Annotated in this window: 10 protein-coding genes; 1 reads left to right on the top strand and 9 read right to left on the bottom strand. The window is 74.6% G+C overall.

The window, feature by feature from the left end; all coding sequences use genetic code 11:
- Nucleotides 1-185 precede the first annotated feature (185 nt).
- A complete protein-coding gene (locus ACFWDO_RS04975; RefSeq protein ID WP_380315963.1) occupies nt 186-827 on the top strand; it encodes a TetR/AcrR family transcriptional regulator in 642 nt (213 codons plus the stop codon).
- Nucleotides 828-845: 18 nt separating this feature from the next.
- Here ACFWDO_RS04975 and ACFWDO_RS04980 read toward each other — a convergent pair whose 3' ends face one another.
- The 9 genes from ACFWDO_RS04980 to ACFWDO_RS05020 all read right to left on the bottom strand — a co-directional run bounded on the left by ACFWDO_RS04980 (nt 846) and on the right by ACFWDO_RS05020 (nt 14,747).
- Nucleotides 846-4,247, bottom strand: coding sequence for an ATP-binding protein (locus ACFWDO_RS04980; RefSeq protein WP_380315960.1), 3,402 nt, complete (start codon nt 4,245-4,247; stop codon nt 846-848).
- Nucleotides 4,244-4,987, bottom strand: coding sequence for a DUF4194 domain-containing protein (locus ACFWDO_RS04985; RefSeq protein WP_380315957.1), 744 nt, complete (start codon nt 4,985-4,987; stop codon nt 4,244-4,246). The genes ACFWDO_RS04980 and ACFWDO_RS04985 overlap by 4 nt, the downstream gene beginning before the upstream one ends.
- Nucleotides 4,984-6,555, bottom strand: coding sequence for a DUF3375 family protein (locus tag ACFWDO_RS04990; RefSeq protein WP_380315954.1), 1,572 nt, complete (start codon nt 6,553-6,555; stop codon nt 4,984-4,986). Before ACFWDO_RS04990 ends, ACFWDO_RS04985 begins: the two co-directional genes overlap by 4 nt.
- A 2-nt stretch (nt 6,556-6,557) precedes the next feature.
- Entirely contained in the window at nt 6,558-9,494 is a 2,937-nt protein-coding gene (gene leuS, locus ACFWDO_RS04995; protein ID WP_380315951.1) for a leucine--tRNA ligase, read from the bottom strand.
- A 43-nt stretch (nt 9,495-9,537) separates the two neighbouring features.
- On the bottom strand, nt 9,538-10,215 hold the full coding sequence (locus ACFWDO_RS05000) for a vitamin K epoxide reductase family protein (RefSeq protein WP_380315948.1): 678 nt from the start codon (nt 10,213-10,215) through the stop codon (nt 9,538-9,540).
- A 66-nt stretch (nt 10,216-10,281) separates the two neighbouring features.
- Entirely contained in the window at nt 10,282-11,487 is a 1,206-nt protein-coding gene (locus ACFWDO_RS05005; RefSeq protein ID WP_380315945.1) for an MFS transporter, read from the bottom strand.
- Nucleotides 11,488-11,608: 121 nt separating this feature from the next.
- A complete protein-coding gene (locus ACFWDO_RS05010) occupies nt 11,609-12,328 on the bottom strand; it encodes a metal-dependent transcriptional regulator (RefSeq protein WP_380316009.1) in 720 nt (239 codons plus the stop codon).
- 59 nt (nt 12,329-12,387) lie between these two features.
- Nucleotides 12,388-12,999, bottom strand: a complete 612-nt coding sequence (locus ACFWDO_RS05015; RefSeq protein WP_380315942.1) for a tyrosine-protein phosphatase — start codon at nt 12,997-12,999, stop codon at nt 12,388-12,390.
- Nucleotides 12,996-14,747: a metallophosphoesterase family protein gene (locus ACFWDO_RS05020; protein WP_380315939.1), complete on the bottom strand. Its 1,752-nt coding sequence runs from the start codon at nt 14,745-14,747 to the stop codon at nt 12,996-12,998. The genes ACFWDO_RS05015 and ACFWDO_RS05020 overlap by 4 nt, the downstream gene beginning before the upstream one ends.
- Nucleotides 14,748-14,807: the final 60 nt, after the last annotated feature.

Consider the following 14,807-nt stretch of genomic DNA (forward strand, 5'->3'; position numbering starts at 1 on the left):
CGAGGAGAGGAGGAGGGCAACGCGCCCCGGGACGTGCCGGGCGCGGGTACCATCGACCGTATGCGGTACTCGTCGGTTTCGAAACCCATGAGTACCGGAATTAACGTCGTGTTCACCGACGGCGAACACGGCCGCCGGGGTGACATGCTCGTCCCACCCTCGGACGCACGGACGGAAGGACCATCATGAAGGCCGCCGACGACGTCGTCGACGACGCACCCGCCTCCCCCGCCGCGCGCGGCGGGCGTCCCCGCGACGCCTCCCGCGACGTCGCGATCCTCGACGCCGCCCGCGAGCTCCTCGCCGAGGTCGGGTACGGCGGCATGACGATGGACGCCGTCGCCGGGCGTGCCGGTGCCAGCAAGGCCACGCTGTACCGCCGCTGGACCACGAAGTCGGACCTCGCCGTCGAGGCGATCACCTGCGGCCTGGGCCACGACCTCGACCCCGCCGACATCCCCGACACCGGCTCGCTCGAGGGCGACCTGCTGGCGTTGGAGAAGCTCCGGCGCGCGCGCAAGACGGCGGGTACCGACCGTCTCATCCCCGGCCTGATGGCGGAGGTCCGCTCCGACCCCGAGCTCGCGCGCCAGTTCCACACGAGCTTCGTGCGGCCGAAGGTCCAGCAGATGCGCACGGTCCTCGAGCGTGCCCGCGACCGCGGCGAGGTGCCGGCCGACCGCGACCTCGACCTCGTGAGCGCGGTGGTGCCGGCGCTCATCTCCTACCGCAAGGTGGTCGAGGGCGCCGAGCTGACCCCCGCGTACGTGGAGCGCCTCCTGCGCGAGGTCCTCATCCCCCTGGCGACGGCCCCCTCGACCCGCTGACCTCCGCGCCGGCGGGGCCTACTCCCCCACGAGCGTCACGAGCCGCGACCGACCGGTCGCGTCCTTGATCGCCTGCAGCACGACGTCGGCGTGCGGCTCCAGCGCGCTCACCTTGTCGAGCGGGGCGCCGACGACGAGCTGGAAGCCGAGCCCGCGCCAGGCGCCGACGGCGCGGCCGGCGAACCGGGCGTCGGCCTTGATGAACGCCTCGTCCAGGAAGACCGGCGCGTACCGGGGCCGCTCCGCGCCGGCGTCGCCGAGCTGGTAGCGCAGCGCCGCCCCGACGATGAACGCGACCAGCTCCTGCGACTCGCCGCCGGACTTGCCGGCGATGTGGTCGTACACGCTCACGTGGTTGCCCTCGAGGTCCACGCACTCGGCGCTGACGCGCACGTGGTCGCGCACGTCCACCAAGCGGCGCCGCTCGGGGCTGTCCGGGCGGATGCGGTCGATGAGCCTGGTCATGCGGGCATAGCGGCGTTCGTGCTCGGCGAGCGGCACGTCCCCGGCCGGGGTGGTCGCCAGCTCGCGCAGCTGGCGCCGGAAGGACGCGACGTCGCCCGCCTCGACGGGCGTGGCCGTGATCCGCAGTCGGTGCTCGTCGTCCCGGAACGGCAGCGTGGCGAGGATGGCGTTGACGGGCTCCATGCGGTCGCGGATCTCCGCCACCGCCTGCGCGATCCCGTTGTTGAGCCGGGTGAGCTGGTCGCCGGACATCTGGCGCAGGTGCGCCGACCAGCGGTCGCGCAGCCGGTAGAGCTGCTGGTACTCCAGCTCCTCGAAGATGCGCAGGAAGTCCGCGTAGGCGGCGTCCGGGTCGGCGGTGCGGTTCGGGTCCGGCCACGTGTCGTCGAACCGCTCGAACAGCGCCTGCAGGGCGGCGCGGGCGGCCCGCTCGGTCTCGCGCGCCGTCTCCCGCTCGTGGTGCAGCTCGCGCACGACGGCGGCCACCGCGGTGGTGAGGTCGGCGAGCCCGCCGCCCGGACCCCCGGCGACGCCCGACCAGCCGACCTGCGTCATGAGGTCGGTGAGCCGCCGTTCCTGCTCCGCCGTGAGCTCGACCCCGTCGGCGTCGGCGCGCTCGACGGCGTCCGCCACCTGGTCCACCTGGTCGCTGATCTGCTCCCACGCCGACCCCAGCTCGGTGACGCGGTGCTGGGCCTCCGCACGCTCGCGGTGCAGCTCGGCGACCCGCGCCCGCAGAGCCTCCTCGTCGGCCTTGAGCGCGCGCAGCACGTCGGAGCCCGCGACGAGCGCCTCGAGCCGGTCGCGCCGCTCGGCGAGGCGCTCCTCGGCGCCCCGCACGTCGACGTCGTCCCAGTCGGCGCGCAGGGCCTGGCTGTGTGCGACGAAGTGGTCGGCCTCGCCCTTCTGCCGCAGCCGGGCGCCCGCGAGGGACTCGGCGGCCTGCCGCAGCTCGGCGTGCGCCGCGCCGATCTGCTCGGCGAGCTGCTCGAGGCGCCGGTGGTTGCTGAAGCCCAGCACGGACGACCGGCCCTGGCCGCCGTGCGCGCCGCGCCGTCCCTCGGACGTCTGCCCGGAGCGTGTGAGCGCCAGGTCGTGGCGGTGCAGCTCGGCCGGGTCGTCCACGCAGACGTACGCGAACCGCTCGGCGAGCCGGCCGGCGAGCCAGCCGCCGAACGGCCCCGCCTTGACCTCGAGACGGCCGGGCAGCAGGGTGCGGTCGGCCTCCTCGTGCAACGGCATGCCCGTGGGCACGCCCTCGAAGCGGACCCGGACCGGCGAGCGCACGGCGTCGATCGCGGCGCGGAAGGCGTCGAGCCGGTCGTCGTCGACCAGGATCGTCACGGCGAAGCCCCCGAGGGCGAGGCCGATCGCGTCGCGCCACGGCTCGTACTCGCCCCGGACCTCGAGGAGCTCGCCGACGAACGGCACGTCCTCGGCGCGCATCCCGGCGGCGCGGGCCAGGGCCTCGCGCGCCTCGTGCAGCTCGCGGGGCACGTTGCCGCGACGCGCCTTGAGGGAGGCCTCCTCGCGTTCGAGGTCGGCCAGCGCCCGCATCGCGTCCTTCTCGCGCGCGGACGCCTCGACCACGGCCTCCGACAGCGCGTCGGTGTGCTCGTCGCGGGCCTCGAGGTAACGGCGGGCGTCGGCGTGCAGCGCGTCCAGCTCGCGGCGCGTGCCCACCTCCCGCTCCAGCGGCGCCAGGTGGCCCTCGAGCTCCGCGCGGGCACGACGCACCTCGGCGAGCCGCTGCTCGGCCGTGCGCACGTCGCGCTCCGCCGCCTCGATGGCGTCGCCGCCGTTGCGGCGCTGGTCCGCGCGCACCTGCTCCAGCTCGGCGTCGGCAGCGCCCAGGCGCTCGTCGGCGACGGCGACCCGCTCGGCCGCCGCCTTGTGCTGGGCGCGGTTCTCCGCCTCGGCCGCCCGCAGCAGGTCGAGCTGGGTGCGGTCGCGCCAGGCGGTGAAGGGCGTGACCTCGCCGCCAGGGCCGCCGTCGGGGCCGAGCGCCTCGACCAGGCGCGCCGCGGCGGCGGCCTCGTCGATCGCGGCACGGTGCCCGAGCATGGGCCGCAGCACGTCCACCTGGCGCTGCGCCGTGGTCATCTCGGCGCGCACCTCGCTGAGCTCGTCGAAGTGCTCGACGGCGCGCTCGGCCACGCGGATGGTCTCCGGCTCCTCGAGCACCATGGCCTTGTAGAGCGAGTCGACCGTGGTGATCTGCTGGCCCGCCTGGATGCGGCCCAGCAGCTGCATCGCCTTCTCGCCGTCGCCGGCGGCGCCGATGCCGAGCGCGGCGTGCAGGCGGGTGGCGAACGCCTTGTCGGTGTCGAACGTGGCCAGGCCCAGCGCCGTCAGCCCGGGCTTGGCGAACCGCTGCGCGACCAGCGGCTCCAGCGCACGCAGGCTGAAGTCGGCGTCGACCACGGCGCGCACCGCGACCGTCTCGTCGGTGCGCTGCGCCCCGCGGGGCACGTACCAGGCGCGCAGCGCCGTGAACCGCTCCCCCGACTGCGAGGACCAGGTCATCGCGATCGCCGACCAGGTGTCGGACGTCTCTCCGCGCAGCACGCGGTCCTTGGCGCGCGCCGAGCCGGCGGAGCGCTCCTCGTCCAGCTTGCCGCGGGCGTACGAGACGACGTTGCGCTGCTCCAGCCCGCGCGCCCGGCCGCTGGTCGCCGTGTTCGACGCTCCGTTGAACGGCGTCGTGTGGCTCATCATCAGCGCGATGTACGCGTCGAGCAGCGTCGACTTCCCGGACCCGGACGCGCCCGTGAGCAGCGTCGTCGTGCCCGCGAACCGCACCTCGTGGTACCCGTGGTAGCCGCCCCAGCTGACCAGCTGCATGGAGCGGGCCGTCCACTGCCGCCCGTCCGACGCCGTCGGGATCAGCCCGAACAGCGACTGCTGCATGCGCGGTGCCGCGGTCTGCTCCGCGGGGTCGCTGGTGATCGTCACGCGCGGAACTCCTCGTCCTCGTCGACCTCGTCGGGCTCGTCGTCCTCCGGCTCCTCGGGCGGCACGACGGCGGCGCCCCGCAGCCACGAGGTCAGCTCCCGCAGCCGCTCCACCGGGAGCAGGATCTCCACGACGGGCTGCACCCGGTAGCGACCCTCGGCGACCTCGTCGAGCACGTGCTCGCGCACGAGCGTCGCGACGGCGTTGTCGATCTCGCGGCGCCGCGCGGCCAGGTTGGTCTCGTCCGCGGCGAGGAAGCCGAGCGCGTAGTCGACCAGCTCCTCCGCGTCGACGTGCGCGGCCCGCTCCCCGGCGCCCTGCTCCTGGCGGAACCGGTTGCGCGCGAACAGCATGAGCAGCGTCTCGACCCGCTTGTACGGCTCGTCCTTGAGCAGCACGGGGATGCTGAGGCCCGCCTCGCGCACCTGCCGCTTGTAGGCGATCTCGTAGTCGCGGTCCACGACGAGCTCCACGAAGAGGTCGTGGCAGCGCGACGCGAGCACGTTCTGGTGCGCGAGCAGCGCCTTCCACTCCGCCGGGTGCGCGGCCGCGGACAGATAGCGGCGCTGCAGCACCAGCGCCAGCGCGCGGCGCGCCTCGTACGGCAGCACGCCCGTGTCGCCGGCGAACAGCGCCGCGTCGTCGTCCGCCATCGCCAGGGCCTCGACGAACGGCGCCGCCCCCGGCGCCGCCTCGGTCGCCGTCGCGCCGGTGTCCGTCGCGGTGGTCGTCTCGGTCACGCGTCCTCCTCGTCGTGGGTGCCCGGCACCTCGATCTGCACCAGCGGCACCACCAGCTCGCGGGTGGTGCCGTCGGCGCGCACGGTCGTGACACGGCGCAGGCGGGCGGCGGGCACGTCGCCGTCCACGAGCGCGTCGTCGAGCGCCCCCGGCGCGGCGAGCTCCAGATAGCCCAGCAGCTCGACCGGGCGGCGCAGCTCGGCGGGCGCCGCCGCGAACACCTCGTCGGCGGTCGCGCTCCCCCGCTCTCGCAGGACGCGCGCGGCGTGCGCGGTGGTCTCCTCGTAGCGGGGCCCGCCCATGCCCCGCAGGCCGCCCAGGACCTCCCCGGGCTCTCCGCCCGCGTCGTGGCCGGGGTCGTCGAGGTCGGCCAGGGCGTCCGGGAGGGTCTCGGGGCGCAGGTCGTGCAGCTGGGCGCGGAACCGCCCGAGGCGCGCGCGCTCCAGCCAGCGCAGCGGCTCGACGCGAGCGGCGCGGCCGGACTCGGGGAACCACTCCGCCATCGCGGCGGTCGCCTCCCGCAGGGCGGCGTCGAGCTCGCGGTCGCGCAGCGGGTTGTGCACGGTGAGCTGCTGCGTGATGGTGCGCGACGCGCGCGCCTGGGCGTCGAGGACGCCGTCGACGGAGGCGAGGAGCTGGGAGTACAGCGCACGCACCGCCTCGCGCCGGTCGGCGGGCAGGTCCGCCGCGAACGGGTGCGCGAGCACGGCCCGGACCCGCTCGTCCACCTGACCCAGCAGCTGCGGGTCGCGCAGCAGCTCCATCGCCCCGGAGAACGCGCGCCCCTCGGGCGTGCGCTCCATGAGCGAGTCGGACGCCTCGAGGTAGGCGCCCAGCACCTCGCCCGTGGGCCGCTCGTCCTGGCGCAGGCCCGTGACGATGCTGCGCTGGAGCTCCGCGATCGACTCGGCGACGCGGGCGAAGTCGGCCGGCAGCTCGCGCACGAGGGCGGCGACGTTGTCGAACTGCTCGACCAGCCGCTCGGCGGGCGCCTGCACGACCTCGCCGCCCGCCTCGAGCCGCGCGAGCTCGGCCTCCGCCGCGGCGATCTCGTCGCGGGCGCGGGCCACCTGCTCGCGCAGCGCGCGCTGCTGGGAGGCACGGTCGGGGCGGGCGTCGCGCGCGAGCCCGTCCAGGGCGACGAGCAGCGTGCGGATGCGCGACTCGCTCACCAGGGCGCGCGCCCCCTGGGTGCGGTCGACGAACGCCAGCGCCTCGGCCGCGTGCGAGCTCACCTGGTACTGCTCGACGCCGTCGTCGTCGAGCGCGCGGACGAGCCACCGGCCGGCGACCCAGCGCGAGCAGAGGGCCCGGGCGGCGTCGTCGGGCACGTCGTGGCCGACCGCGCGGGCCTCGGCGAGCAGGTCCTCGACCTCCACGTGCATCTGCTCGGTGGGCACCGTGGCGCGCCCCGGAGTGAAGATCAGGGAGAGGAGGGCGACGACCAGCGGCCCCTCCTTGCGGTGCAGCAGGGCGAGCGCGGGCGTGCCGAAGGCGCCCTGGCTGCGGGCCAGGGCGCCCTCGAGGCGAGAGCCCTCCTGCCGGGACCTCGCGGGTGGCGTCGACAAGCTCAGACGACGATGTTGACGAGCTTCGGCGCGCGCACGATCACCTTGCGCACGGGGGCACCGTCGATCGCGCGGACCACGTTCGGCTCGGCGAGGGCCGCGGCCTCCAGGTCGGCGTCCGAGATGGACGGCGGCACCTCGAGGCGGCCGCGCACCTTGCCCTTGACCTGCACGACGCAGGTCACGGTGTCCTCGACCAGGTACTGCTCGTCGGCGGCGGGGAAGGGCCGGCGGGCCAGCGACCCGTCGTGCCCGAGCCGGGACCACAGCTCCTCCGCGATGTGCGGGGCGATGGGCGCGACCATCAGCACCAGGGGCTCGACGGCGGCGCGCGGCACGCGGTCCAGCGACGTCAGGTGGTTGTTGTACGTGATGAGCTTGGCGATCGCCGTGTTGGGCCGCATGTGCTCCATCTCGACGCGGACGTCCGCGATCGCCCGGTGCATCGCCCGCAGGGTGGCGGTGTCCGGCTCGTCGTCGGTGACGACGACGGCGCCCGTCTCCTCGTCCACGACGTTGCGCCACAGCCGCTGCAGGAAGCGCTGCGAGCCGACGACGGCGCGCGTCTCCCACGGTCGCGACAGGTCCAGGGGACCCATCGACATCTCGTACACGCGGAACGTGTCGGCGCCGTACTGCTCGTACATCTCGTCCGGCGTGACGACGTTCTTCAGGGACTTGCCCATCTTCCCGTACTCACGGTTGACGGTCTCGCCCCGGTACGTGAAGCCGGTCTGCTCGTCGCCCTCGACCTCGCCGGCGGGCACGTAGAAGCCGCGGGAGTCGGTGTACGCGTACGCCTGGATGTACCCCTGGTTGAACAGCTTGCCGAACGGCTCCACCGAGGAGACGTAGCCCAGGTCCAGCAGCACCTTGTGCCAGAAGCGCGCGTACAGCAGGTGCAGCACGGCGTGCTCGACGCCGCCGACGTAGAGGTCGACGCCGCCGGCAGGGCCGGAGGTCGCGTTGTGGCGCGGGCCCATCCAGTACGACTCCAGCGCGGGGTCGACGACGGCGGTGCCCTCCGACGGCCCGTCGGTGGAGTCCGTCGGGTCCAGGTAGCGCAGGTAGTACCAGCACGACCCGGCCCAGTTGGGCATGGTGTTGGTGTCGCGGCGGTAGGTCTTCGGCCCGTCGCCCAGGTCCAGGGTGACGTGCACCCACTCCTCGTTGCGACCCAGCGGCGCCTCGGGGTTCGAGTCGGCGTCCTGCGGGTCGAAGGTGCGCGGCGCGAAGTCCGGCACCTCGGGCAGGTCGACGGGCAGCAGGTGGGACGGGATCGCGACCGGGCGGTCCTGGTCGTCCCACAGGATGGGGAACGGCTCGCCCCAGTAGCGCTGACGGCTGAACAGCCAGTCGCGCAGGCGGTACGTGGTGGTGCCCTCGCCGGCGCCGCGGGCCTGCAGCCACGCGACGACCCGCTCCTTGGCCTCGGCCACGCCCAGCCCGTCCAGGCTGATCTCGTCGTTGGCGGAGTTCACGGTCACGCCGTCGCCCGTGTACGCGCCCGCGAAGTCGTCCGGCAGGCCGCCGGCGGGCTCCACGGTGCGGATCACGGGCAGCTCGAACGCCTCGGCGAAGTCGAAGTCGCGCTGGTCGCCGCCCGGCACCGCCATGATCGCGCCGGTGCCGTAGCCCATCAGCACGTAGTCGGCGGTGAACACCGGCACGGTGGCGCCGTTGACGGGGTTCACGGCCAGGTGCCCGGTGAAGACGCCGGTCTTCTTGCCGGCGTCGGCCTGCCGCTCGACGGCGGTCTTCGACGCCGCCTCGCGGCGGTACGCGGCCACGGCCTCGACCGGGGTGGCGTGCCCGCCGGTCCAGACGCTGCGCGTGCCGTCGGGCCAGGCCGCGGGCACCTCGTCGAGCAGCGGGTGCTCGGGCGCCACGACCATGAACGTCGCGCCGAACAGCGTGTCCGGGCGGGTGGTGAAGACCTCGACCTGCGCGCCCGCGCCGGCCGCGTCGTGGTCGGCGGTGCCGACGACGTCGAACCGGACGTTCGCGCCCGTGGAGCGGCCGATCCAGTTGCGCTGCATCGACTTGACCTTCTCGGGCCAGTCGATCAGCTCCAGGTCGTCGGTCAGGCGGTCGGCGTACGCCGTGATCCGCATCTTCCACTGGCGCAGCTCGCGCTGGAAGACGGGGAAGTTGCCGCGCTCGGAGCGGCCGTCGGCCGTGACCTCCTCGTTGGCCAGCACCGTGCCCAGGCCCGGGCACCAGTTCACGACGGACTCGTCGACGTACGCCAGGCGCTGGGCGTCCACGACGTCCCGGCGCTCCAGGTCGCTCAGGTCGGACCAGGCGCGGCCGTCGGGCAGTGCGCGGGCACCCGAGGCGTACTCCGCCTCCAGCTCGGCGATGCGCCGGGCGCGGCCCTTGCCGCCGTCCGCTGCGGCGTCGTACCAGGAGTCGAAGATCTGCAGGAAGATCCACTGCGTCCAGCGGACGTACTCGGGGTCGATCGTGGCGAACGTGCGGCGCTCGTCGTGCGCGACGCCCAGGCGCCGCATCTGGCGCTTCATGGTGACAATGTTCTGCTCGGTGGTGATGCGCGGGTGCTGGCCGGTCTGCACCGCGTACTGCTCGGCGGGCAGCCCGAACGCGTCGTAGCCCAGCGCGTGCAGCACGTTGTCGCCGCTCATCATGCGGAACCGGCCCACGACGTCCGTCGCGATGAAGCCCAGCGGGTGCCCGACGTGCAGCCCCGCCCCCGACGGGTACGGGAACATGTCCATGATGAAGAACGGCCTGCCCGAGCCGTGCTCGCCGTCGCCGTCCGTGAGCGCGCCGGCCGGGTTGGCCGCCCAGAAGGTGCCGCGCTCCTCCCACAGGTCCTGCCAGCGCTCCTCGATCTGCTGGGCGAGGGCGGGCGTGTAGCGGTGGGTGGGCTCGGTCGGAGCCTCGGATCGGGCGGGTGCGGTGTCGGGCGTGCTCACCCGGCGAGTCTACCGGCCGGGACTGTCGCCCCCGGCCGGTTTTTCACACCCCGAACGACTCGAACAGCGGGCCGCCGACAGCGAGCAGGAGCCAGCCCACGGCGACGACGTAGCCGATGATCAGCACGAGGCCCCGGTTGCGCACGACGGCGCGGCGCAGGCCGTCGCCCACGGGCAGGTGGCGCTCCTGCACCGCGTGCACCACCTGGAACCACAGCAGCGGCCAGAGGATGGTCCACACCACCATGCAGGCGGGGCACAGGCGGACCAGCGCGTAGAAGCTCGTCCACATGAGGAAGAAGATCAGCAGCTGCGCCACCGCGGTCACGGCGAGCAGCGACAGGTGGTACCACCGCGGCAGCCGTGCGCCCGCGAGGAGGACGACGCCGGTCGTGACCACCACGGGGAACGCGGCGACGCCGAGGTAGGGGTTGGGGAAGCCGAGCAGCGTGCCCTGCCAGGACATCATCGCGACGCCGCAGTCGAGGAAGACGTTGAAGCTGCAGCTCGTGACCCGGTTCGGGTCCAGCAGCTTGAGGTACTCCTCGATGGCGAGCCACGACGCGGCGCCGAAGCCGATCGCGCCCAGCACCGTCAGCAGCACCCCGTAGGTGCGGGCCGTCAGGCCGCGGGGGCCCGCCGCGGGCGCGGCCTCGGCCACGTCGTCGGGGGCGTCGTCGGGGAGGTCGTCCTGGGTCGCGTCGCGCACGCTCGGGCTCACGGGCGCGACCGTACCGCACGTTCCTGGGGGCCGCGCGCGGCGCCCGCGGCCCGCCCCTCGGGCAGGTCAGCCCGCGTGCGCGACCCGCTGCCGGCCGAAGGCGAGCACCATCGCCAGGCCGACGATCGTGAGCGCGAGGCCCACCCACGCGGGCGCGAGGTACCCGTACCCGGCGGCGATGACGAGACCGCCGAAGAAGGCGCCGCTCGCGTTGCCGATGTTGAGGGCGGAGTGGCACAGCGCGGCGCCGAGCGACTGGGCCCGCGGCGAGAGGTCCATGAGTCGCGTCTGCATCGCCAGGCCCAGCACCTGGGACGCGACGGCGAGCAGGAACAGCCCGACGACGGCGGGCACCGGCGACGTGGCCGTGAGGGCGAAGAGGACGAGCGACAGGGCGGTCGCGACGAACCCCCCGACCACCGTGCGGAGCACGTTGCGATCCACGAGGCGCCCGCCGAGCAGCGTGCCCACCGTCATGCCGACGCCGAACACCGCGAGCACCCACGGGACCGCGCTCTCGGACATGCCGGCCACGCGCGTGACGGTGGGCGCCACGTACGTGTAGACCGCGAACAGCCCGCCGAAGCCGATCGCGCCGGCGGCGAACGAGATCCACAGCGGCCCGTTGCGCAGCGTCGCGAGCTCCTGGCGCACGCTGGAGTCGACCGGGCCCCGCTCCGGGACGAAGCGCCAGATGCCGAGCAGGGTCACGGCCCCGAGCACGCCGATGACGACGAACGCGGCCCGCCACCCCAGGCTCTGGCCGACCGCGGTGGACAAGGGCACGCCCACGACGTTCGCGACCGTCAGGCCCGTCATCATCATGGACACCGCGTGTCCGCGGCGGCCCGGCCCGGCCACGGCCGCCCCGACGGCCGCGCCGACGCCGAAGAACGCGCCGTGCGGCAGCCCGGCGAGGAAGCGCCCCGCGACCAACCACTCGATCGACGGCGCGGCGGCCGACAGCACGTTCGCCACGGTGTAGAACCCCATGAGGCACAGCAGCAGCCGCTTGCGGGACATCCGCGCGGCCGCCACCGTCAGCAGCGGCGCCCCGACCACGACGCCGACCGCGTACGCGGTGATGGCATGGCCGACCACGGGGTCGCTGACGCCCAGGCTCGCGCCGATCTGGGGCAGCAGCCCCATGGTGGCGAACTCGGTGGTGCCGATGGTGAATCCGCCGACGGCGAGCGCGAACAGCGCCGCCCCGACGTGCTCCGGGCGGGGCGCGCGGGTGGTCGCCCCCCGGGGAACGGTCGTCTGGGTCACGGTGCTCTCGCTCTCGACGCGCGGTTACCGAGCCACGCGCAGCTCGGCATGCGCGGCCCGAAACGATTCGACGACGCGGCACGGAGGAGCCGTGCGCACGTCGTCGGGGAACCGGGTCAGCCTACGCGGGCACCACCCAGATGCGCGAGGCCGCCAGCAGGCCGAGGTCCACGGCCCTCTCGCGGCCGTCCGCCTCCCACGCCACGCCCACGGTCCCGGCGAACTCCCGTCGGGACGTCAGCCGCACCGGGAGGTCCAGGTCGATGCCCAGGTCCGCCAGGTAACGCAGGGCCTCCGGGTCGGCGTCCGAGATCCGCGCGACCACTCCCCCGGCGCCCGCCTCGAGGTCGACCAGCGGCACCGCCGCCGGCCGCACCACGCGGCCGTCGGCGAACGGGATCGGGTCGCCGTGCGGGTCCCGCTCCGGGTGCCCCAGGCGCGCCGAGATCCGCTCGACCAGCCGCTCGGACACCGCGTGCTCCAGCACCTCGGCCTCGTCGTGCACCTCGTCCCAGCCGTACCCGAGGTCGCGCACCAGCCACGTCTCCAGCAGGCGGTGGCGCCGCACCATGACCAGCGCGTAGCGGCGGCCCAGCTCCGTCAGCCACACGCCGCCGTACGGCTCGTGGCCCAGCAGGCCCTGCGTCGTGAGGCGGCGCACCGTCTCCGACACCGTCGACGGGCCCACGCCCAGCCGGTCCGCCAGCAGCCCGGTGGTCACCTTCTCGTCGGACCACTCCTGGGCCGACCACACCGCCTTGAGGTAGTCCTGGGCGACGGGGGTCAGCTCGTCAGGGTCGACGGCAGGGTCGACGGCGGGGTCTTCGGCACGGGCGGGCAGGGCAGGTTCGGGCACGTCCCGAGCCTATCCGGCGCGTTCGGACGCCGTCCGACGTCGGCTCACCCGACGAGCCTGCGGCGGACCTCCTCGAGCTGCGCCGGGGCGACGCCAGACCCCGTGAGGTACGCGGCGACCCCGCCGTAGCGGTCCTCCAGGTGGGCCACCGTGTTCAGCATCGTGCCGGGGTCGCACCCCTCGGTCCGCGCGTACTCGTCGGCGACCCGCTCGGGCGCCACCCCGGCGACGCTCAGCAGGAGCGCCACGAGGACCCCGGTGCGGTCCCGCCCGGCCTGGCAGTGCACGACGACCGTCCCCGGCGGTGCCTCCACGACGGCCCGGAAGGCGGCACCGATCCGCCGGCGATGCCCGTCCAGCATCGGCGCGTAGGTGTCCGGAGGGGGCACGTAGGCCAGCACCTCGGCGACCATCGGGACGTTTTGGTAGACGGACTCACCGACGAACGGGCTCGGCTGCTCCCCGCACTCGGTCCGTCCCCTCAGGTCGACGACGCGGCCCACCCCGCCACGGCGGACTGCGGCCACCGTGGTCGCCGTCAGGCGTTCGTGGCTGCCGGACCGGAACAGCGCGCCCTCGCGGACGCGACGCCCGTCGGCCGTGGGAAGACCGCCGAGATCACGCGCGTTGCGGCAGCCGGACCAGTCGACGATCACGACGGCAGCGCGTCGTCCGACGGGGGCACGATCGCGGGCACCGGCTCGCGCTCGCCGACCGTGGCGTCGCCGTCGGGCGTGACGCTCACCACCTGCACGTCCACCATGCGGCGCGACTCTGGGTCGAAGCGCAGCACGGTCATCTGCGCGGTGCCGTGCAACGGCCCGACGGTGGGCTGGTTCGGCGCGGCGCCGGCGGTGGAGCCGTTGACGTACCGGATGCCCTGGCCCACCTGCTCGGGCCCGGACCGCTTGTGCGTGTGCCCGGACACCTGGAACGGCACGCAGCCGGTGTCGAGGGCGTCGAGCCCCACGGCCGGCGTGTGGACCAGCAGCAGGTCCACGTCGCCGTCGTCGCAGGCGGTGGCGGCGAGGTCGGCCGCCTGCTCCTCCGGGGTGCGCTCGCGCGCCACGCTGGTGCCGCCGCCGACGCGGGTCTCGAGGGCGTCCCGGTCCCCGAGGATGCGCATGCCCTTGACCTCGACGACGTTGCCGTCGAGCACCGTCTGGCCGCGCGCGGCCTCCTGGGCGGAGGTGAGCTGCGAGTCGTGGTTGCCGTCCGCCACGACCATCGGGACGCCACGGGGCGGCGCCGTCGCGAACGAGTCGACGCAGACCTTCTCCACGGACGTGCCGTTCGTGGTGGTGTCGCCGGCGTTGAGGACGACGTCGACGCCCGCGCGCTCCGCGGTGGTGCGGATCAGCGGCGTCATGCCCATGTTGCAGTGCAGGTCGGACACGACGAGCAGGGTCACGAGGTCCTCGTCCGGCGTCGACGGCGTGGACGGCGTGGACGGCGTGGACGGCGTGGACGTCCCCGAGGGCGGGGACGCCGAGGGCGAGCCGGAGGCGTCCGCCGGGTCGGGGTGGGTGGCGTCCCACGCGTCCCACGCGGCGACGAGGTCGTCGTTCGCGGCGGCGTAGAACTCCTCGTTCTGGCGGTAGAGGTTCACGAGCTGCCCGCCGTAGGTGTCCACCACCCCGGCGAGCCGGCCGGTGATCGTGGCGCCCTCGAGCGCGGTGCCCGCGAACACGGGCGACGCGGGGCGGCCCTGGGTGTCCGGCCGCGCCACTCCCCCGGACACCACCGTCACGACGACGAGGCTCGTCACGGCCACGCCCGCGGTGATCTCCCAGGTGCGCGGGGCGAGGCGGGCGGACAGCTCGCGGCGCCGGGCGGCGCCGAGCAGCAGCTGCAGGCCGACGCCGGCGGCGACGACGACGTTCGCGGCGACGAGGGTGCGCCACCCGGCGTCCCAGAGCAGGGCCCGCGCGACCGTGCTCACCGTCTCCTGGGGGCTGGAGAAGAACTGCAGATAGTTCTGCAGGTCGCCGGAGAGCATGTCGAGCGTGCCCGCCTGGTCGACGGCGGACAGGTCCGCCGGGATCTCCTTGACCACGACGTCGAGCCCCAGCCCGAGAGGCAGCGGCGAGTCGATCTCGAGCGTGCCCAGGGGACCGAGGTCGGCCACGACCAGGCCGTCGGTGTCGACCGCGTACACGGCCTCGTGCGGGCCGAGGCTCAGCTCGGCCTGCGCCGTCGTGACGCCGAAGACGAGGCAGGCCAGCGCGGCCGCCACCGAGACGAGGGTCCACCGCACCCACCGCGGCGGCGTGCGCCGGGCAGGGCCTGCCGGGCCGGACGGGCCGGACGGGCCGGACGGGCCGGACGGGCCGGACGGGCCGGACGAGGCGGTAGGGCGGGCGGGGGCGTCAGGGTCGGGCGTCTCGTCGTGCTGGTCGCTCATCGCGTCCCACCTTCGCGGAACACCGGCGACGGCGCCACCCTGCTCGCAGGGTGACGCCGT

The sequence above is a fragment of the Isoptericola sp. NPDC060185 genome (genome assembly GCF_042728595.1).
In the GTDB taxonomy this organism is placed as follows: domain Bacteria; phylum Actinomycetota; class Actinomycetes; order Actinomycetales; family Cellulomonadaceae; genus Isoptericola.

Coding starts and splice junctions, on each gene's coding strand:
- ACFWDO_RS04975 (WP_380315963.1), top strand. CDS start 186: ATGAAGGCCGCCGACGACGTCGTCGACGACGCACCCGCCTCCCCCGCC.
- ACFWDO_RS05020 (WP_380315939.1), bottom strand. CDS start 14,747: ATGAGCGACCAGCACGACGAGACGCCCGACCCTGACGCCCCCGCCCGC.